The sequence below is a fragment of the Caballeronia sordidicola genome, assembly GCF_001544455.2.
GTDB lineage: Bacteria > Pseudomonadota > Gammaproteobacteria > Burkholderiales > Burkholderiaceae > Caballeronia > Caballeronia sordidicola.
The window spans coordinates 74,439-93,500 of sequence record NZ_FCOC02000012.1; the positions used below are offsets into that span (position 1 = coordinate 74,439).

Below are 19,062 nucleotides of genomic sequence, written 5' to 3' on the forward strand. Positions count from 1 at the left end.
AGATGATGCGCAAGAGCCGGTTCGGATCGAAAACCGGTCGCGATTCAAGTCGTGACTCGGAGCAAGACGCGAAGGACGGTACGGACGGCTCGAAATCCTCAAGCGATGACGGTGAAAACATCTGCTGCGCTGAGGAAGAGATTGATCGCTATGAAAGAAGCAGCGACCGATATCGCGCGGCGTCAAACGAACGCGCTGATGCGGAGGGATCTGCATTGGCGCGTCGTTCATTTGGCAACACCTTCAGTAAAAGCGGTGGTGGTGGGTTTAAAGGCAGCAGCTTTTCGAGCAACAAAGACAGCGGCAGCAGCTTCGGCAGAAAAAGCAGCTTCGGCAAAACTGGCAATGCTTCGAGCCTTTCCGCCGGAACATCGAAAGCTGAGGCTATCGCAGCGAGCGCCATTCCTGATGAAAATGCTACGCCTGAAGAAGCCGAGTCCGTGTATGAGCGGTCAAGCGATCGTGCGTTTCCAAAGAAACGTAGTTCGTTTGGGGGCGGAGGGTTGGGGCGTTCGACTTCCGGAAGGTCATCGGCCAATGAATCAGATGACGTCTACGAGCGCTCCAGCGATAAAAAATTTGGACGAAGCAGTTCTGGCGGCGGCAACAAATCTTCATCCGGCACGAAGGCAGCCAGGAAGCCAGTTGACGGCGAAGATGTTTTCGAGCGATCGACCGACCGCGCCGCAAGCCGCCGAAGTGCTTTCTCAAAAAAGCTGACTGAAGATAAATCATCTACCGGGGTTGTAGATCCAGTTCAGCAACGGGCTGTGGCGAACGTCACAAACTCAGGCGATCGACTGAAGCAAGCGCAGGCCCTGGTTGAACAAACGCTTGTTCAAAAACCGCGTAGTGCATCCTCGAAAGCGGCGGTCACATCCACGCCTGAACGCTCAACGGCGACAGATCGGGCCATTGCAGGCGGCTTCGAGGACACGGCCGATCCCTTCGAACCGTTCGAACAATGCGTGCCTGCAGAAAGTAGCGCTCCGGATGCACGGCTCTCGAACGCAGACTCCGAATCGGTCTATTCCCGCGGAACGACCGGCCGAAGCAAACCGCCGGCAACTAGCGAAACCAAAAGAAAGCGCCCGCAGCTATCTCTACGTGGTCGAGCACTCGGTTATCTATCCCGCCGCGAACACAGCCGCGCGGAACTTACGCGTAAACTCACGCCGCACCTCACAGAAACCGATTCGCTGGAAACCTTGCTCGACGCACTTGAGCGGGAAGGCTGGTTATCGAATGAGCGTTTTGTCGAGAGTGTGGTTCACCGGCGCGGCGCGCGCCTGGGCACAAGCCGCATTGTGAATGAGCTCAAACGCAATGGCATAGACGAAACGCTTATTCAGGACGCTAACGCAGCGCTGAAAGACACCGAACTCGCGCGCGCGCGGGAAGTCTGGAGCAAAAAATACGGCGAACTGCCCGTCACACCGGCCGATCGCGCCAAACAGGCCCGCTTTCTGGCAACCCGGGGGTTCACCAGCGGCGTCATCATGAAAGTCTTGAAGGCCAGTGACGACGATTTCAGCATGGAAAAAGCCTGAAAGCGGCAAAAATCGCCCTGATTCAGCCTTAATCGGCCTTCCGGCAACTCCGTCCGGCTCAAAATGCCCAGTATGGTAAAATCTCGGCGTTTTCCCATTCCGGCCTTTCTCTGCACATGCCGCTTTCTCCGCCCGTTTCCCGTCAGTTGCGCCATCGCCGCGCGATTCGAATGGAAGCGTTTGAGCGTGATGACGGCTTGTGGGACATCGAGGCCTGCCTAACTGATGAAAAGCCGCGCGACGTCAAACTCGCGTCGGGCGTCCGGCCCCAAGGCCTGCCGATCCATGAACTCTGGCTGCGCATCACTATCGACCGCACGTTCGCTATCGTCGACGCCGAAGCGGCTTCCGATTGGGCGCCGTATGGTCAGTTGTGTTCAGCATCAAACCCGGCTTACGGGGCGCTCATCGGCCTCAATCTCATACAAAATTTCCGTCGTGAATCGAGCCGTTTGCTGGCCGGCACGACCGGTTGCACCCATCTCACGGAACTTTGCGCCGTATTGCCCACCGCTGCCATCCAGGCTTTCGCTGGCGAAGTCTGGAATACCGAAAAGGGCGGCGCGCCCGGGAAATCAACCGATACAGACAAATCGCCTTTCCAGCTCGGCCGTTGCAACGCATTGCGTTTCGATGGCGAGGCTGTCCGGCAACACTATCCACGCTGGTTCGGTCACGCGCCCAGGAGCGCGTCGGACGGAACTGCACGCATCGTGGAAAAGGACAGCGGACAAGGCCGGGAGCGCACTTGAGCCAGCTCAGCGAAACCCGCTTGAGCAGGTTCACCAGAACTGGCCGACCACGAAATACCAGCAAGATCAGCAGAATCAGCATGCGTCCGGCGACGCTTGTCATCGCCACCGGATACATTGCTCGGCGTAAATCTTCGTAATCAACCATTCGAAGTTCAATCCAACTCTCAGACTGAAGGAATCACGCATGAAGATTCACGAGTACCAGGGAAAGGAAATCCTGCGGAAGTTCGGCGTCGCGGTCCCGCGCGGCAAGCCCGTGTTCTCGGTGGACGATGCGGTCAAGGCCGCTGAAGAGCTGGGCGGCCCGGTATGGGTCGTCAAGGCTCAGATTCACGCTGGTGGCCGTGGTAAAGGCGGCGGCGTGAAGGTTGCGAAGACGCTGGACCAGGTTCGCGAATATTCGAACCAGATCCTCGGCATGCAGCTCGTCACGCACCAGACCGGCCCTGAAGGCCAAAAGGTGAACCGCCTCCTGATCGAAGAAGGCGCGGACATCAAGAAGGAACTGTACGTGGGCCTCGTGCTCGACCGCATCACGCAAAAAGTCGTGGTGATGGCATCGAGCGAAGGCGGCATGGACATTGAAGAAGTCGCGGAAAAGACGCCGGAACTGCTGCACAAGTTCGCCGTCGAGCCATCGACGGGCCTTGAAGACAAGGACGCCGACGATCTCTCGCGCAAGATCGGCATTCCCGAAGGTTCGATCCCGCAAGCTCGCGCGATCCTGCAAGGCCTGTACAAGGCATTCTGGGAAACGGATGCATCGCTGGCCGAAATCAACCCGCTGATCGTCACGGGCGACGGCAAGGTGATCGCACTCGACGCCAAGTTCAATTTCGATGCCAACGCGCTGTTCCGTCATCCGGACATCGTGGCGTATCGCGATCTGGACGAAGAAGATCCGGCTGAAGTGGAAGCATCGAAGTTCGATCTGGCCTACATCTCGCTCGATGGCAACATCGGCTGCCTGGTGAACGGCGCGGGTCTGGCAATGGCGACCATGGACACCATCAAGCTGTTCGGCGGCGAGCCGGCCAACTTCCTCGACGTGGGCGGCGGCGCCACGACCGAAAAGGTCACGGAAGCCTTCAAGATCATGTTGAAGAACCCGGGCCTGAAGGCGATCCTCGTGAACATTTTCGGCGGCATCATGCGCTGCGACGTGATCGCGGAAGGCGTGATCGAAGCCTCGAAGGCTGTGTCGCTGAAGGTTCCTCTGGTCGTGCGCATGAAGGGCACGAACGAAGATCTCGGCAAGAAGATGCTGGCGGATTCGGGCTTGCCCATCATCGCGGCCGACAGCATGGAAGAAGCTGCGCAGAAGGTCGTCGCGGCAGCCGAGGGCAAGTAAGCGCCAGGATCATTTCCGGCAATTACGAGCGTTCCACCAGACACGAAAGGCGGCGCTTTTCCGCCCGGCCGCGCCTTGAACCCAAGGTGCGCAGGTGAAAAGCGGCGTCGACGAACAGAGGCACACCATGTCGATTCTGATCAACAAAGACACGAAGGTTATTACCCAGGGCATTACCGGTAAGACCGGCCAGTTCCACACCCGCGCTTGCCGCGAGTACGCGAACGGCCGTGAGGCATACGTTGCGGGCGTGAACCCGAAGCGCGCGGGCGAAGACTTCGAAGGCATTCCAATCTACGCGAGCGTCGCGGAAGCGAAGGCTGAAACGGGCGCAACCGTTTCAGTGATCTACGTGCCGCCGGCAGGCGCCGCTGCTGCAATCTGGGAAGCGGTCGAAGCCGACCTGGATCTCGCGATCTGCATCACGGAAGGCATTCCCGTGCGCGACATGCTCGAGATCAAGGACCGTATGCGTCGCGAAAATCGCAAGACGCTGCTGCTCGGACCGAACTGCCCGGGCACGATCACGCCGGACGAACTGAAGATCGGCATCATGCCGGGTCACATTCACCGCAAGGGCCGCATTGGCGTGGTGTCGCGTTCGGGCACGCTCACGTACGAAGCGGTTGGCCAGTTGACGGCGATTGGTCTTGGCCAGTCGTCGGCCGTCGGCATTGGCGGCGATCCGATCAACGGCCTGAAGCACATCGACGTCATGAAGATGTTCAACGACGATCCCGACACGGACGCCGTGATCATGATCGGCGAGATCGGTGGCCCGGACGAAGCGAACGCGGCTTACTGGATCAAGGACAACATGAAGAAGCCGGTGGTTGGCTTCATTGCGGGTGTCACGGCTCCGGCCGGAAAGCGCATGGGCCACGCGGGCGCGCTGATTTCGGGCGGTGCGGATACGGCCGATGCCAAGCTGGAAATCATGGAAGCATGCGGTATCACCGTCACGAAGAACCCGTCGGAAATGGCGCGTTTGTTGAAGGCGATGCTTTAAGGAACGGCTGATCGACAGAAAACGCAGGCTTTTGATATGCTTATGTAAGCCTTGCGTAACACGTCGGTACTAAGAGCGGGGGAGCTGATGCTTCCCCGCTTTTTTGTTGGGCGTGCTTTTTGTTGCTGTCGCTCACCGGTTTTTTCATGCTCGAATTCTTCGCCACGCTCCATTGGGGCGCTGTTTTACAAATCATCATCATCGATATCCTGCTCGGCGGCGATAACGCGGTCGTCATCGCGCTCGCCGTGCGCAATCTGCCCGATCAACAACGCACTCGCGGCGTGCTGCTCGGCACGCTCGGCGCAATCATCCTTCGTGTGGTGCTGATCGCGTTCGCCGTCGTGCTGCTCGATATTCCGTTCCTCAAGTTTGTCGGTGGCCTTTTGCTGTTGTGGATCGGCGTGAAACTCATGATGCCGGATCACGGCGATCCGAACGTGAAACCGGCCGATCAGCTTTGGACCGCGATCAAGACCATCATCGTTGCCGACGCTGTCATGAGCCTCGACAACGTGATCGCGGTCGCGGGCGCCGCCGAGGCCGCCGATCCGCAGCATCGGCTCGCACTCGTGATCTTCGGCTTGCTCGTGAGCATTCCGCTGATCGTGTGGGGCAGCACGCTTGTGTTGAAGCTGATCGATAAATTCCCGATCGTGATCGCGCTCGGCGCCGGGTTGCTCGGATGGATCGCGGGCGGGTTGATCATTGGCGATCCGTTTATTGACCGCTGGCCCGCGCTGAACGTGCCGAGCGCGGAGTACGCCGCGCACATTGCGGGGGCTGTGCTGGTGCTGGCGGTTGGCTGGTTCTTCCGCAAGCGCGGGCGGGCCGCGCAATCCAACGCCGCACACTGATTTTGCCGTGAAGCGTTGGCCGTTTGGCTGACTGTCAGGGCCTTGCCGGGCTCAATAAGATCGAAGCGTCTGGATTGCATCACGCAGCCAGACGCTTCGTCCTTTTGGGAGTTCAGCAATGACAGTAGCGGTGTGCGGGTTCAAGAGCATCACGGAAGGCCAGTCGTGGTTTCGGCGGCTATTGGCGCGGGATAAAAAGAAGCGCTTGGGGCTGGGTTTTACGCTGATCGAGTTGATGATCGTGTTGGCAATTGTGGGGGTGGTCGCGGCGTATGCGATTCCGGCGTATCAGGATTATCTGGCGCGCAGCCGGGTGGGAGAGGGGTTGTCGCTCGCGTCTTCAGCGCGGTTGGCCGTGGCCGAAAATGCCGCGAGCGGATCTGATCTGGGCGGCGGATATTCCACGCCGCCAGGCACGCGTAACGTGGAATCCATTCACGTGGATGAAGACAACGGCCAGATCACCATTGCATATTCCACGCGTGTAGCGCCCGCCGGATCGAACACAATCGTTCTGGTGCCGTCCACGCCCGATAACGCCGAAGCGCCGACCGCGCGAACGGCTTTGACGAAGGGTTCGGTCCAGGCGGGATCTATAACTTGGGAATGCTTCGCCGCGACGAAATCATCGTCGTCGTTGCCAGCGCCGGGTGCAGGCCCGTTGCCATCCGAAGCAGCGACGTTGGCGCCGAATCTTGCACCGCCAGAATGCCGCGCTTAAGTTCCACGCCGGTTAGATCGTGCTGAAAAGGCTGACCGCATGAAACCGTAATCGCTGATTCGATTTGAAAGCGAGCACGCGGATTGCGTTCAGCTTCTCTGTTTTGCCGAAAGCGCCACGGATTTCTAACGATCGACCGCGATTTCAGCGCATTTCATGCCGGGCGCCGCACAGCATGAGTAATTTTTTGTATAGTGCGCCGGTTGCCGACGTTCCCGACCCCTCATGCCTTCAAATATCGCGCGCTACCTTACTCTTTCCGTCCTCTGTCTGGCGCTGACGATTCCATTTGCAGTCGTCAACCATACGTATCCCATTCCGACCTTCTACGCCGAGTACAGCGCGTTCGGGTTGTTCCTCGCGCTCGGCGCCGGAATGGCGCTGGTCGTGCGCTTGTCCGAGCCGCGTGTGGCGTTCGCGACGCCACTCATCGCGTTGATGCCGCTCGTGCTCGGGCTTTTGCTTGTGGCGCAGACAGTTGTACTTCCGGTCGCGCAGCCCTCCATGAACTGGCTCGGCGGCGGTTATCTGCTGGCGTCGTTTATTGCCGTGCATACCGGATATGGCTTCGTGCGCGCCGGAATGGCCGAGAAAGCGTTGCGCTGGGGCGCGTCGGCGTTGATCGTGGGCGGCCTGTTCGCCGTGTTCTGCCAGGTCGTGCAACTCTTTCATATGGAAGCGAAGTTTTCGCCGTTCGTGGTCGCCTACAACGTGAGCATTGAGCGCCGGCCGTTCGGCAACATGGCGCAGGCGAATCACCTTGCTACGTACATCGCGTTCGCGACCGCAGGGGCGCTTTATCTGGTACAGACGCGGCGCTTGCCTGTGGTCGTATGGTTCGCGCTCTCCGCGATATTTTCTGCGGGGCTTGCGCTGACGGTATCGCGTGGTCCGTGGTTGCAGATGGGCGTGATCGTGGTTGCCGGTTTATGGATGGCCTTGATCCAGGGCCGCCCGAGCGCCGCCGACGATCCCGACGCGCCCGCGAGCGATGCTGCCAAACATAAGGCGCGCGCATGGCTGGTTCCCGTCGTGCTGCTGGTGCTGTTCTTCGCGGTGAACGCCGCGATCCGATGGGCGAACGTGCGCTATCAGCTTGAACTGGGACAGTCGGCGGCGGAGCGCATGCAGGACGCGAACCAGATCGCGCCGCGCCTCGCGCTGTGGAAATACGGCTGGACCATGTTCTTGACGCATCCGTTGCTGGGTGTGGGCTGGGGCGAATTTCCGCTGCATCAGTTCGAGTTTGTGCGTGAACTCGGCGGTGTGGAGATCGCGAATAATTCGCACGATATCTTCATCGATCTGCTCGCCAAAACCGGTTTGCTTGGCTTGGCGATCGTGTTGTTCGGCGTGATTGGCTGGCTCGTGCGTGTGCTGCGCGCGCCGCATACGCCTGCGCGGATTTTTGCGCTCGCGTTGCTCGGTGTTCTGACAATGCACGCGCTTGTCGAATACCCGCAGCAGTACATGTTTTATCTGATGCCCGCCATGCTGATTTTTGGCTTGCTCGAAACGCGGCCTTTGCGACTGGTTTCGCGCTCGTTTTCGTTCGGGCTTTATGCTGTGCTGGTTGTCCTCGGCCTGCTTTCGCTTTATCCGGTGCTTCGCGATTACAACCGCGCGGAAGTGCTGTATTACGGTGCGCGGCCCGCAGAGCAGTACGCGGCGGATCCATCGTTCCTGTTTCGAGCGTGGGGCGAATATGGTGCGGCTACGTTGCTGCCCATGAACGGCCAGGATCTTGCCAGCAAGCTCGACAGGCATCGTCAGGCGATCGCGCTGTTGCCGGGAGAAACCGTCTTGCGTCGATACGCCGTGCTGCAGGCGCTGGCCGGTCAGAATCAGGACGCGCTCGATACCGTGGCGCGGCTGAAGATTTTCGCGACCGAGCTGCACGACTGGCCGACACAACTGGAGTCGGTGTTCAAGTCGCTCGATGAGCAGGGCAAGCCGGTCGCGGCGTTCAAGGCGGAACTGGTGAAGCTGTATGGCGTGCCGGCGGCATCGGAGACGGATGAAAGCGATGACGATGACGATGAGTGACGAGATCTGATTCCTGAAATCACCGTGTGGAAATAGACCAAGGCCGTTCCAGCGCAAGCTGGAACGGCCTTGGTCTTTCCGAACCGAAATCAACGAGGAAGGTGCTGTTCCTTCGCTACCCAATCCCCCGATTTCCCTCCATGCTTTTCCAAGACCTTCACATCGGTGATCGTCATCCCCCGATCCACCGCCTTGCACATGTCATAAACCGTCAACAGCCCGACCTGCACGGCCGTCAGTGCTTCCATCTCCACGCCGGTCCGCCCGACCGTTTCAACGCGCACTTCGCAATGCACGCCGGGCAATGTCTCATCGATGGAAAAATCCACCGCCACGCGCGTGAGCGCCAGCGGATGGCATAGCGGGATCAGGTCCGACGTGCGCTTCGCGCCCTGGATCGCGGCAATCCGTGCAACGCCGAGCACGTCGCCTTTCTTGGCTTTGCCGTCGCGGATCAGCGCGAGCGTGGCAGGCAGCATCGCGATGGAGCCGCGCGCAATTGCAATCCGCCGCGTTTCGCTTTTGTCGCCGACATCGACCATGTGCGCTTCGCCAGAAGCGTCGAAATGTGTAAGTCCGGACATGAATTCTCCTTGCATCGCGCTCATGATACCAGCGGCGTGCGGGTGGTCCACGCGCGCTCACGCTGCTACGATAAGCCTTTCCGGCCCATGCATCCGGCCATCCGTATAGCAAAGCTTGCCATGCGTCCAAACCGCCTGATCACAGTCGTGTTGTGCCTGACCGTGGGCCTGCCTCACGGCGCTTTCGCACAAACATCGGCACAAATACCGGCGCAAACACAGGCACAACCCGCAGCGGCTTCCAGCGATTCGCTGACTACACCGAGCGCGACTATCGACGCCAACGTCTTCGGCCTCTATGGCGGCGCTGCCGCGCGCTTCGCCAATCGGCCGGGTGAGAAAGCGGGTCTCCAGGCGTCGATGAACGCGCTCCAACTCCCCGATCTCGGCGATGGCTCCGGCGGCGCGCTCACGCCACAAGCCGAACGCCGTCTCGGTGAACGCCTGATGCGCGATCTACGGCGCGATCCGGATTATCTCGATGACTGGCTCATTCGCGATTACCTGAATTCGATCGCCGCGCGTTTGTCGGCGGCTGCGGCGACGCAATACATCGGCGGCTATCTGCCGGACTTCGATCTCTTTCCCGTGCGCGACGCGCAGATCAACGCGTTCTCCATGCCCGGCGGTTTTATCGGCGTGAACACGGGGCTGATCGCGACGACCCAGACAGAGTCGGAACTGGCGTCGGTGGTCGGGCACGAGATGGGACACGTGCTGCAGCGGCACATCGCGCGGATGATCGGTTCCAGCGAACGCAGCGGCTACGCGGCGATCGCGGCGATGTTGTTCGGCGTGCTCGCGGGCGTGGTGGCGCACAGCGGCGACCTGGGAATGGGAATCGCGATGGGCGGCCAGGCCTTCGCGCTCGATAACCAGCTGCGCTTTTCACGTTCGGCTGAACACGAAGCGGATCGCGTCGGCTTCCAGATGCTGAGCGCGGCGGGCTACGATCCGTACGCAATGGTCTCGTTTTTCGCCCGGCTCGACCGCACCGCGATGGGCGACAACGGCGTGCCGCCGTATCTGCGCACGCATCCGCTGACGGGCGAGCGCATGGCCGACATGGAGGATCGCGCGCGCCGGGTGGCCTACCGGCAGCCGCAGCAGGATCCGGAATACGGTTTCGTGCGAGCGCGCGCACGCGTGCTGCAGGTCAATTCAACGAGCGAATATCGCGATGTCGCGAGCCGGTTGCGCGCTGAAATCGAGGATCAGACGGCGCTGAACGTGGCCGCGAACTGGTACGGGATCGCGCTCGCGCAGACGCTTCAGTGCGACTACGATGCCGCGAACACATCGCTGGCCGAAGCTCGGAAAGTGTTCGACGCGGAATCGGCACAAGAGGATCGTCTCGCTTCGGGGGAACCGAAAACGGCTACCGTCAGCAACACTAACAACTCCATCCCGCCGCCGCTATCAATCGATGTCGCTTCGCCCGCGAGCGCGGCGCTGGCGTCGCTGAATGCCGTGTCGAAATCTCCTGCCAACGTCGTGAACCTGGGCACGGTCGCGGCGAAGCGTCCGCAAGTTCGCAGTTCGCCAAGCCTCGATGTCCTCGCCGCCGATATCGCGCGCCTCGCCGGTCACGACAACGAAGCGATCCATCTCGCCGATATCGCCCAGGCGCGTTGGCCGGCATCGCACGCGGCTATCGAAGCGCATTTGCAGGCGTTGTTATCGGCGCGCCGTTTTGCCGAAGCGCAGGCGCTGGCTCGCCGCGAGACGCGCGATGACCCCAATCAGCCCGACTGGTGGCGATACCTGGCGCAAGCGAGCGCGGGCGCGAACGACCCGATGCAGCAGCATCGCGCGATGGCGGAAAAGCTCGCGCTGGATGGCGCGTGGCCTTCGGCGATCCGGCAGTTGCAGGCCGCGCGCGATCTGAAGAACGCGGGTTTCTACGATTTATCGACGATATCCGCGCGGCTGCGCGACTTCGAGACGCGCTACAAGGAAGAGCGCGAGATGGAAAAGGACGACAGCTAGGCCGCCGCTTTCGCCGCCGGACTGGTGACGAAGCCGAAGCGTCCTGCCACGTCTTTGCGCGAGATGGGCTGCAAAGGCAAATCCAGGCCCGGCGCGAAGTGGAAAACGCCACCGTCTTCACTGAATTCCGCGTGCGATGCAAACATATCAAGGTCGTGATCGTGCAGCGCTGCGATTCGTGACCCAGCCGAAAAAAGCACATTTCCCTGATCGTCCAGCCACGCTTCGGACGGCTCGAACGCGCCACCCGCGTGATCGGTCAGCTTGAGCGCGCCGTCTGTTGCGGCCAGCCGCACGATCCATGGGGTATAACCCAGTTCCACATACACGCGCTGCGGACCGTTCTGGAAGAACCACTGACCGGTTTCATCGGCGGCGTAATTACGGTTGATAAAGCCCAGAAGCGCGTCGTGGCGGATGATATCGCCGGGCAAACCCGCCGCTTGCGTGGCGTCGTCGCGCATGCGCCACTGGCCGCGACGGTCGAGCAGCAGCCAGCCGGTGCAATGCGGGACATTCGGCCATTTGGCCAGCGCCTGCTTGACGATCTCATCCATGCGTGGAATCCGTGTTGGCCGAAGCCGCCGCGACTTGCCGCACATGCGTCTGCAAGTAGCCGAAAACCCGCTGCGATAACCAGTCGATACGTCCCGGAAACGGCCCGGTCATGAATCCGACGTGGCCGCCGTGCGCGGGCTGGTCGAGCGTGACCGCGGCGGATACTTCCGTCACCGATGGCAGCACGCGTCCGGGCAAGAACGGATCGTTGCGCGCGTTCAGCACGAGCGTGGGCGCCGCGATGCGCGGCAAAAACGGCCCCGTGGTGGCGCGGGTCCAATAGTCGTCGGTATCGCGGAAACCGTGGACTGGCGCGGTGACGGCGTTGTCGAATGCATGCATGGTGCGGGCGGCCAGCATGGCGTCGCGGTCGAAGAGGCCAGGGTACTGATCGAGTTTTGCGAGCGCCTTGCTCTTGAGCGTCTTGAGGAAACTGCGGGTGTACACCATGCCGAATCCCTGCGATATCGCGTGGCCGCCGGCGTGCACGTCGAGCGGCGCGGAGATCGCGGCGGCGGCATCGAGAATGGCGCTCGCGTCCTGTTCCTGCTCGCAAAGCCATCGTAACAACACGTTGCCGCCCAGCGAAACACCCGCCGCGACCACCGGCCCTTTGTGCTGCGCCTTCAGCCGGCGCAGGATCCAGTCGACTTCGGCGCTGTCGGCGAGATGGTAGAAGCGCGGCAGGAGATTCATTGAACCGCTGCAGCTTCGAAAATGCGGCACGACGCCAAGCCAGCCGCGCGCCTGGGCTTCGGCCATCAATACGCGCGCGTAGTGGGAATCCGAACTGCCTTCGAGGCCATGGAAGAGGACAAAAAGCGGCGCCTGGGGCTGTGATTGCGCGGTATCGGCAGCATTGCTACCGGCCTTGTCGAGCCAGTCAAGATCGATGAAATCGCCATCCGGCGTGGTCCATCGTTCCCTTCTGTATTCCACCATTGGCCGGCGCGCGAACAACGCGGGCACGATGGTCTGCGCGTGAGCGGTCGGCAGCCATCGCGGCGCCTGGTACAGCAGGTCGACCAACGGATCGACAATCGCATCCACAGCCGAGGGCGTTGAGGGCGCATCACCGTCCGATGCCGTCGCGCGCGCCGGGCCGGGAGCAATGAGGTGAGATGAACCGCGTTTCATGGCGCGCTATAGAACGAGATCGAACTTGAATACCAGCTTGGCAATAGGTGTAGGCAAGTCCATGAACACCTTCCGGCGAGCGTTCCTCAAACCATTCATGGACTTCTCCGCGTTCCAGCGTTCCAGCGCAACGCACCGCGAAGGCCGTTTCAATGCAGCGGACCCTGCCCATGACGCATTTTGGCGGCAACCTGACCGGCGGCTTCGTCTGGCATCGCACTCGCGTGGATATGCGCTATGCGCCATTCCCCACGTTCATGAACCATTACATAGGTGCTGAAAACCATCACCGGCGTGCTGCCCGGTTCGGCGGACTGATGTGCTTCCGCGATCGCGTAGACCACGGTGCCAAGGCTGTCGTAGACGCGGATATCGAGCGGCTCCACGGTCACCGGCTGGAGTTCGAGTTGCGCGGCAAGACCTGCGCGAATGCTGTCGAGGCCGCTCAGGTGCGAGCCGTCCGAACAGATGAACGTGGCGAATTCCTCGTCGATCCAGAGCGCCATCACGCTGTCGATATTGCCCTCCGAAACGGCCTGGTAGTAGGCGTTGAGGGTATCGGCGGCAGCTTCGAAGAGGCGGGCAAAACGTGGCATGGCTAGTGGGTCTCTAACGTTCGATGCACGGCGCCCAGTGTTTTGCGGACAAAAGACGCCACGGTTCGGTCAAGTTTCAAAAGCATGCCCCCGCTCGGGTGGCATTGGCGTGTCGGCGCTCGCATGAGGACGGCAACGTGCGCGGCCGATCAATGCAGGCCGTCATGCGTCCCGGCGCTGTGGCTCGATCAGGCGACTTTGACGAAGTTATGTGAAGCGGGCTTTAAAGCGGGCTTCATGCGGCACCAAGCACGCTGCATCAGCCACGCTGCGTCATCAACATGCCGCGCAGATCGCCGAAAACCTGGTCCGCGCCGAGTTCGCGCAGGCAGTTCAGATGACCCAGCGGACACTCGCGGGCAAAGCACGGACTGCATTCGAGGTGCAACCATTGTACCTTTGCGAGGTCGGAGAGGGGCGGCGTGTGGCGCGGGTCGGTCGAGCCGAACACCGCGACCAGCGGGCGGCGCAACGCGGCGGCGACGTGCATCAGGCCGGAATCGTTGGTGACCACGGCGCTTGCACGCGAAATCAGCGCGCACGCTTCGCCCAGCGATGTCTGGCCGCACAGGTTGCGCACGTTCGGCGCGCGGTCTGCGATTGCCTGCGCGATTGGCGCATCTTTCGGCGAGCCGAGCGCCACAATGCGGGCATACGGAAACGACTGCGCGATGAATTGCGCAAGCGATGCAAAATGCTCCGGCGGCCAGCGTTTGGCCGGACCAAACTCCGCGCCGGGACAAAATACAACGAGCGGCGCGCGGGTATCGAGATTGAAGCGCGTGGAAACACGCGCGGCTTCGTTCAGGTCGAGATCGAGACGCGGCACGGGCATGGAAACGGTCGCGTTTTCCTGCAGCCACGGCAGCTTCGCGCCCGGTGCGTAGGCGAGAGCGGCGTACTGGTTGACCATCGGTGGGCGCTGGTCTTTTTGCGGATTCGCATGCCGCACGTTGAGCAGGCCGTATCGGCTTTCGCCCTTGTAGCCCACGCGCAGGTTGATGCCGGCCATCCACGGAATCAGCGCCGATTTGAACGAATTCGGCAGCACATACGCGGCGTCGTAGCCAACGTCGCGCAGGTCGCTCGCGAGTTGCCACCGGCGCAGCATTTGCAGCTTGCCGTGAGCGAGATCGGTGGCGTAGACATCGTGGATCTCGGGCATGCGCTCCAGCACCGGCGCGACCCAGGCGGGCGCGACAGCGTCGATGACAATGCGCGGATGCAGTTTCTTGAGCAGCGAAAACAGCGGCTGCGCCATCAATGCGTCACCAATCCAGTTCGGGGCGATAACCAACGCGCGACGCATCTATTTAGATTCCAATCTCGAAAATGACGCAGCCTAAGCCGTTAAGCGTTTGCTGGCCGGTACAAATGGGGTGGTTGGCGCCTGGTGCGATGCGCGCCGGACGTCGAGGTAGGCTGTCATGTCCGGGAAAGCCGCCGGACATGACAGCGCGTATGTGCGTGATAAACGATAAAGCGTGTAGCCGCTTGCGCCGCCGCGGATCATTTGCCCCAGGCCGTCGCTAAATATTCGGCCTGCGGCAAGCAACGTGGTCAGTGACCCTTGATCGTTTCGCCGTCTTTCAGCTTGTAGCGCGTGCCGCAATATGGGCAACGTGCTTCGCCGTGCGAGATATCGAGAAACACGCGCGGGTGCGTGCTCCAGCGCGGCATGTTGGGATTCGGGCAGAACGCCGGCACGTCTTTCGCCGACAACTGCACCAGCGGCATTTCCTTCAGTTCGCTCTTCAGTTCACTCATCAGGAATCTCGTTCGGGTTCGTTTCTAAGTTCTATTCTGGGGACGCGGCGAACCGTTTCTACCGCCGGTTCGCCGCCGCACATCATGCGTGATATTTACTTGACCGCCGACAGCCAGTCCGCGTACTTCTCGTTCTTGCCGCTCACGATATCGAAGAAAGCGCTTTGCAGTTTCTCCGTGACCGGCCCGCGCTTGCCTTCGCCGATAGTGCGATTGTCCAGTTCCCGGATTGGCGTGACTTCGGCGGCCGTGCCGGTGAAGAAGGCTTCGTCGCAGGTATAAACCTCGTCGCGGGTGATGCGCTTCTCGATCACCGGAATGCCGAAGTCGCGTGCGAGCGTGATGACCGTGTCGCGCGTGATGCCGTCAAGGCACGACGCCAGATCCGGCGTATAGAGTTTGCCGTTGTTCACCAGGAAGAAGTTTTCGCCGGAGCCTTCGGAGACGTAGCCATCCACGTCGAGCAGCAGCGCTTCGTCGTAGCCGTCCGTGATGGCTTCCTGATTCGCGAGGATGGAGTTCACGTACCAGCCGGACGCCTTCGCGCGAACCATGGACACGTTCACATGATGACGCGTGAACGATGACGTTTTCACGCGGATGCCCTTCGCAATGCCGTCGTCGCCAAGATAGGCGCCCCACGGCCACGCGGCGATCGCGACGTGAATGGTGTTGCCCTTCGCCGATACCCCGAGCTTCTCCGATCCCACCCAGATGATCGGGCGGATATAGCAGGATTCGAGTTTGTTCACGCCGACCACTTCGAGCTGCGCGGCTTCAAGCGTGGCGTGGTCGAACGGGACTTCCATCTGGAAGATCTTGGCGGAATTGAGCAGCCGCTTGGTGTGATCCTTGAGGCGAAAGATCGACGTGCCGTTGCCGGTCTTGTAGGCACGCACGCCCTCGAAAACGCCCATGCCGTAGTGCAGCGTGTGGGTGAGCACATGGATGTTGGCGTCGCGCCAGTCGATCAGCTTGCCATCCATCCAGATCTTGCCGTCGCGGTCGGCCATTGACATACGTTTCTCCTGGCGAGTGTTGTGCACGTGTTTGAATGGGTCGCCAGCGCGGTTCCACGAGTGCACGGGAAGCCGGATTTCGATGCAAAACCGGCACGCGGCCAGACGACCAAAGACCGTTATTTTAGCGTCTTTTCGATTAAAAAATGGGCGCTGTCGGCCATTTGGCGCCTTTCACGACGCTATAATTCGCCTTTCGCCATCACGCGATGCGCTCCGGCTGCGCTTCCGGCCGCCGCTCAGAGCGCGGAAAACGCCGTAATGGAAGCGAACCGGCTTGATTTCCGGCGGAATTCAGGCTTATCGCGGTCCGATCCGTCAGCCGTCGCGCACTCAACCCGCACTCACTTCATGTTCGACCGGCTGTCAGACCTCAATCGACGCGCCTTCATAGACGGCGTCAAAACGCTTTCTCCCGCCGTCCCGGCAACGTTCTCGTGGGGTCTCGTCACCGGTATCGCAATGGCGAAGTCGGTGCTCACCGTGCCGCAGGCGCTCGGCATGTCGCTCGCGGCTTACGCCGGTTCGTCGCAACTTGCTGTGTTGCCGCTCTTCGCCGCAAAGCTGCCGCTCTGGACCATCCTCCTGACCGCCGCCATGGTCAACTTGCGTTTCGTGATTTTCAGCGCGGGCCTCGCGCCGCATTTCGGCTATCTGCCGCTGCGACGCCGCCTCGTGCTCGGCTATTTCAATGGCGACATCATCTATTTGATGTTCTCGAAGCGCAATTTCCCGGTCGGCTATCAGCCCGGCAAGGAGGCGTTTTTCTGGGGCATGGCGGCGACGAGCTGGTCGTCGTGGCAAGTGTCGTCAATCGCGGGAATCCTGCTTGCCAGCCTTTTCCCCGATAACTGGGGCCTCGAACTCGCCGGCACGCTCGCGCTGATTCCGCTCATTGTTTCGGCAATCGCCACGCGCTCTACGCTTGCCGCCGTGGGCGTGGCAAGCGTGATTGCGCTGATTACGCTGGATTTGCCTTATCGGCTGTCGTTGCCTTTGGCGGTCGTCTCGGCCTTGCTGGCCGGAACGTTCGCGGACCTGATGGCGGAGAAGATGGGCGCACGCGCCACGACAAAAGCAGTAACAGGAAGCTTGCCGCCTGAAAACCCGATCACCAGGGTGCCGCCGCGCGCCGCACTCGATGGCTCCAAAAAATCCCGGAGCATCCGATGACCACCGCTCAGGTATGGCTCGCCATCGCGGGCATGGCGCTGATCACCGGCTTCACGCGCGCGCTTTTCCTGATCGGCGGGGAACGCATGATCCTGCCCGAACGCGTGCAGCGTGCATTGCGCTACGCGCCTGCTGCGGCGCTCGTCTCGGTCGTCGTGCCTGACTTGCTTTCCACACCGAACGGACTTTCCATCGCGTTTTCGAACCATGCGCTGTACGCGTCGCTGTGCGGCCTCGCGTGGTTTTTGTGGCGGCGGAGCATGCTCGGGACAATCGTCGTGGGCATGGTCGTGTTTACCGCGTTGCGCTTGTTCGCCTGACCATAAGCAGTACATCGAGAATCGACTCATTGCGATGGTGCGTCGCAGCATGATTTTCTCGGGGCATTGTCGGCTATCCCGAATCCCGGGGATTTGCGTTGGCGGCGTTGGCGGCCGGTGGGTATCGGTTAAAATGGCCTTCTTGCTGTCGTATCCAATGAGGTCGAACGTGTATTCGGCAGTCACCGCACAAGAGCTTCACCCGCTTCGTTCTCCGTTGCCACGCTTCGCCGTTTCGACGCATCCGTCGCCGGCGCAAGCGGCCGCGCGATTCGCTTCATGTCCCGCACCCGGCTTGCTTGAGCCGTTCGAACGCCAGCACGCCGCGTCAGCTTCAATTTCCCCGTAGCATTCCTCGCGAGCAGCAAGTCCTTGATGCTGGCTTGCAAAGTCAATCGCCCGAACCGCTTTCCCTTCACCCGCTTACGCGCTGACTCCCATGACGAAAGTACTGCGTTTCACCGATTTGATCGCCGAAGGCAAAGTGTCCGGCAAACGTGTTTTCATCCGTGCCGATCTCAACGTGCCGCAAGACGACCAGGGCAACATCACCGAAGACACGCGCGTGCGCGCATCGGTCCCGGCCATACAGAAGGCGCTCGCAGCGGGAGCGGCCGTGATGGTCACCTCGCATCTCGGCCGGCCAACGGAAGGCCAGTTCAAGCCCGAGGACTCGCTCGCGCCGGTAGCCGCGCGTCTTGGCGAACTGCTCGGCCGCGAAGTGCCGCTGGTCGCCGATTGGGTCGACGGCGTGCAGGTCCAGCCAGGCCAGGTCGTGCTGCTCGAGAACTGCCGCTGCAACAAGGGTGAGAAGAAGAACGACGACGCGTTGTCACAGAAGCTCGCCAAACTCTGCGATATCTACGTGAACGACGCGTTTGGTACGGCGCATCGGGCGGAGGCGACCACGCACGGCATAGCGAAATATGCGCCCGTGGCGTGCGCCGGTCCGCTGCTCGCGGCTGAACTCGATGCGCTGGGCAAGGCGCTCGGCGAGCCGAAGCGTCCGCTGGTCGCAATCGTGGCGGGATCGAAGGTCTCCACGAAACTCACCATCCTCAAGTCGCTGGCCGAAAAAGTGGACCAGTTGATCGTGGGCGGCGGGATTGCAAACACCTTCATGCTGGCTTCCGGCTTGAAGATCGGCAAGTCGCTGGCGGAAAAGGATCTCGTCGATGAAGCCAAGACCATCATCAGCGAAGCGCGGGCACGCGGGGCATCGGTGCCAATTCCGAGCGACGTTGTGACCGCGAAGGAATTTGCCGCGACCGCGAAGGCGGAAACGAAGGCCGTCGATCAGGTTCAGGACGATGACCTGATCCTCGATATTGGCCCGGACACCGCCAAGGCGCTCGCCGCGCAACTGGAAAAAGCCGGCACGATTGTGTGGAACGGTCCGGTCGGCGTATTCGAATTCGATCAGTTCGGCAACGGCACAAAGACGTTGGCGGATGCCATCGCCAACTCGTCGGCGTTCTCGATTGCGGGCGGCGGCGATACGCTCGCCGCCATCCAGAAATACGGCATCCACGACAAGATTTCATACATCTCGACGGGCGGCGGCGCGTTCCTGGAATTCCTGGAAGGCAAAACGTTACCGGCGGTGGAAGTCCTCGAATCGCGGGCTTGA

Annotated in this window: 18 protein-coding genes; 11 read left to right on the top strand and 7 right to left on the bottom strand. The window is 61.1% G+C overall.

What is annotated here, in order from left to right:
* Nucleotides 1-2 precede the first annotated feature (2 nt).
* The 7 genes from recX to AWB64_RS19050 all read left to right on the top strand — a co-directional run bounded on the left by recX (nt 3) and on the right by AWB64_RS19050 (nt 8,289).
* A complete protein-coding gene (gene recX / locus AWB64_RS19020) occupies nt 3-1,550 on the top strand; it encodes a recombination regulator RecX (protein WP_244164114.1) in 1,548 nt (515 codons plus the stop codon).
* Between the two features lie 116 nt (nt 1,551-1,666).
* Complete coding sequence (locus tag AWB64_RS19025) at nt 1,667-2,302, top strand: DUF2889 domain-containing protein (RefSeq protein ID WP_060856982.1); 636 nt, start codon at nt 1,667-1,669, stop codon at nt 2,300-2,302.
* A 172-nt stretch (nt 2,303-2,474) separates the two neighbouring features.
* The gene (gene sucC, locus AWB64_RS19030) at nt 2,475-3,656 is read left to right on the top strand and encodes an ADP-forming succinate--CoA ligase subunit beta (RefSeq protein ID WP_341845230.1); all 1,182 of its coding nucleotides are present in this window, start codon (nt 2,475-2,477) and stop codon (nt 3,654-3,656) included.
* Between the two features lie 127 nt (nt 3,657-3,783).
* Entirely contained in the window at nt 3,784-4,665 is an 882-nt protein-coding gene (gene sucD / locus AWB64_RS19035; RefSeq protein ID WP_031359567.1) for a succinate--CoA ligase subunit alpha, read from the top strand.
* Nucleotides 4,666-4,811: 146 nt separating this feature from the next.
* On the top strand, nt 4,812-5,522 hold the full coding sequence (locus AWB64_RS19040) for a TerC family protein (protein WP_060857064.1): 711 nt from the start codon (nt 4,812-4,814) through the stop codon (nt 5,520-5,522).
* Nucleotides 5,523-5,640: 118 nt separating this feature from the next.
* On the top strand, nt 5,641-6,243 hold the full coding sequence (locus AWB64_RS19045; protein ID WP_060856984.1) for a pilin: 603 nt from the start codon (nt 5,641-5,643) through the stop codon (nt 6,241-6,243).
* 225 nt (nt 6,244-6,468) lie between these two features.
* Nucleotides 6,469-8,289 (top strand): PglL family O-oligosaccharyltransferase, encoded by a 1,821-nt coding sequence (locus tag AWB64_RS19050; protein WP_060856985.1) that lies wholly within the window; start codon nt 6,469-6,471, stop codon nt 8,287-8,289.
* Nucleotides 8,290-8,378: 89 nt separating this feature from the next.
* Here the strand turns inward: AWB64_RS19050 and moaC are convergent, their stop codons facing one another.
* Nucleotides 8,379-8,873: a cyclic pyranopterin monophosphate synthase MoaC gene (moaC, locus tag AWB64_RS19055; protein ID WP_060856986.1), complete on the bottom strand. Its 495-nt coding sequence runs from the start codon at nt 8,871-8,873 to the stop codon at nt 8,379-8,381.
* A 120-nt stretch (nt 8,874-8,993) separates the two neighbouring features.
* Between moaC and AWB64_RS19060 the strand changes: the two genes are divergently transcribed.
* Nucleotides 8,994-10,862, top strand: a complete 1,869-nt coding sequence (locus AWB64_RS19060) for a M48 family metalloprotease (RefSeq protein ID WP_060857065.1) — start codon at nt 8,994-8,996, stop codon at nt 10,860-10,862.
* Here AWB64_RS19060 and AWB64_RS19065 read toward each other — a convergent pair.
* From AWB64_RS19065 to AWB64_RS19090, 6 genes are all read right to left on the bottom strand, one after another.
* Nucleotides 10,859-11,419, bottom strand: a complete 561-nt coding sequence (locus tag AWB64_RS19065; RefSeq protein ID WP_060856987.1) for a DUF2946 family protein — start codon at nt 11,417-11,419, stop codon at nt 10,859-10,861. The genes AWB64_RS19060 and AWB64_RS19065 overlap by 4 nt on opposite strands.
* Nucleotides 11,412-12,557, bottom strand: coding sequence for a hydrolase (locus AWB64_RS19070; RefSeq protein WP_082850546.1), 1,146 nt, complete (start codon nt 12,555-12,557; stop codon nt 11,412-11,414). Before AWB64_RS19070 ends, AWB64_RS19065 begins: the two co-directional genes overlap by 8 nt.
* Nucleotides 12,558-12,706: 149 nt before the next feature.
* Nucleotides 12,707-13,153 carry a nuclear transport factor 2 family protein gene (locus tag AWB64_RS19075; RefSeq protein ID WP_060856988.1) on the bottom strand — a complete coding sequence of 149 codons (447 nt, stop codon included), beginning with the start codon at nt 13,151-13,153 and terminating at the stop codon, nt 12,707-12,709.
* 259 nt (nt 13,154-13,412) lie between these two features.
* The gene (gene waaF / locus AWB64_RS19080; RefSeq protein WP_060856989.1) at nt 13,413-14,462 is read right to left on the bottom strand and encodes a lipopolysaccharide heptosyltransferase II; all 1,050 of its coding nucleotides are present in this window, start codon (nt 14,460-14,462) and stop codon (nt 13,413-13,415) included.
* Nucleotides 14,463-14,713: 251 nt separating this feature from the next.
* The gene (locus AWB64_RS19085; protein WP_060856990.1) at nt 14,714-14,920 is read right to left on the bottom strand and encodes a zinc-finger domain-containing protein; all 207 of its coding nucleotides are present in this window, start codon (nt 14,918-14,920) and stop codon (nt 14,714-14,716) included.
* Between the two features lie 95 nt (nt 14,921-15,015).
* Nucleotides 15,016-15,939 (bottom strand): branched-chain amino acid transaminase, encoded by a 924-nt coding sequence (locus AWB64_RS19090; protein WP_060856991.1) that lies wholly within the window; start codon nt 15,937-15,939, stop codon nt 15,016-15,018.
* 351 nt (nt 15,940-16,290) lie between these two features.
* Here AWB64_RS19090 and AWB64_RS19095 point away from each other — a divergent pair, with 351 nt between their 5' ends.
* The 3 genes from AWB64_RS19095 (at nt 16,291) to AWB64_RS19110 (ending at nt 19,062) form a co-directional block, all read left to right on the top strand.
* Nucleotides 16,291-17,112 carry an AzlC family ABC transporter permease gene (locus AWB64_RS19095; protein WP_082850555.1) on the top strand — a complete coding sequence of 274 codons (822 nt, stop codon included), beginning with the start codon at nt 16,291-16,293 and terminating at the stop codon, nt 17,110-17,112.
* Nucleotides 17,109-17,432, top strand: coding sequence for a branched-chain amino acid transport AzlD family protein (locus tag AWB64_RS19100; RefSeq protein ID WP_060856992.1), 324 nt, complete (start codon nt 17,109-17,111; stop codon nt 17,430-17,432). The genes AWB64_RS19095 and AWB64_RS19100 overlap by 4 nt, the downstream gene beginning before the upstream one ends.
* 439 nt (nt 17,433-17,871) lie before the next feature.
* Nucleotides 17,872-19,062 (top strand): phosphoglycerate kinase, encoded by a 1,191-nt coding sequence (locus AWB64_RS19110; RefSeq protein ID WP_060856994.1) that lies wholly within the window; start codon nt 17,872-17,874, stop codon nt 19,060-19,062.

Coding starts and splice junctions, on each gene's coding strand:
- moaC (WP_060856986.1), bottom strand. CDS start 8,873: ATGTCCGGACTTACACATTTCGACGCTTCTGGCGAAGCGCACATGGTC.
- AWB64_RS19090 (WP_060856991.1), bottom strand. CDS start 15,939: ATGTCAATGGCCGACCGCGACGGCAAGATCTGGATGGATGGCAAGCTG.
- AWB64_RS19085 (WP_060856990.1), bottom strand. CDS start 14,920: ATGAGTGAACTGAAGAGCGAACTGAAGGAAATGCCGCTGGTGCAGTTG.
- AWB64_RS19075 (WP_060856988.1), bottom strand. CDS start 13,153: ATGCCACGTTTTGCCCGCCTCTTCGAAGCTGCCGCCGATACCCTCAAC.
- AWB64_RS19040 (WP_060857064.1), top strand. CDS start 4,812: ATGCTCGAATTCTTCGCCACGCTCCATTGGGGCGCTGTTTTACAAATC.
- AWB64_RS19100 (WP_060856992.1), top strand. CDS start 17,109: ATGACCACCGCTCAGGTATGGCTCGCCATCGCGGGCATGGCGCTGATC.
- AWB64_RS19060 (WP_060857065.1), top strand. CDS start 8,994: ATGCGTCCAAACCGCCTGATCACAGTCGTGTTGTGCCTGACCGTGGGC.
- AWB64_RS19065 (WP_060856987.1), bottom strand. CDS start 11,419: ATGGATGAGATCGTCAAGCAGGCGCTGGCCAAATGGCCGAATGTCCCG.
- AWB64_RS19050 (WP_060856985.1), top strand. CDS start 6,469: ATGCCTTCAAATATCGCGCGCTACCTTACTCTTTCCGTCCTCTGTCTG.
- AWB64_RS19095 (WP_082850555.1), top strand. CDS start 16,291: ATGTTCGACCGGCTGTCAGACCTCAATCGACGCGCCTTCATAGACGGC.
- AWB64_RS19045 (WP_060856984.1), top strand. CDS start 5,641: ATGACAGTAGCGGTGTGCGGGTTCAAGAGCATCACGGAAGGCCAGTCG.
- AWB64_RS19110 (WP_060856994.1), top strand. CDS start 17,872: ATGACGAAAGTACTGCGTTTCACCGATTTGATCGCCGAAGGCAAAGTG.
- AWB64_RS19025 (WP_060856982.1), top strand. CDS start 1,667: ATGCCGCTTTCTCCGCCCGTTTCCCGTCAGTTGCGCCATCGCCGCGCG.
- waaF (WP_060856989.1), bottom strand. CDS start 14,462: ATGCGTCGCGCGTTGGTTATCGCCCCGAACTGGATTGGTGACGCATTG.
- AWB64_RS19070 (WP_082850546.1), bottom strand. CDS start 12,557: ATGAAACGCGGTTCATCTCACCTCATTGCTCCCGGCCCGGCGCGCGCG.
- recX (WP_244164114.1), top strand. CDS start 3: ATGATGCGCAAGAGCCGGTTCGGATCGAAAACCGGTCGCGATTCAAGT.
- sucD (WP_031359567.1), top strand. CDS start 3,784: ATGTCGATTCTGATCAACAAAGACACGAAGGTTATTACCCAGGGCATT.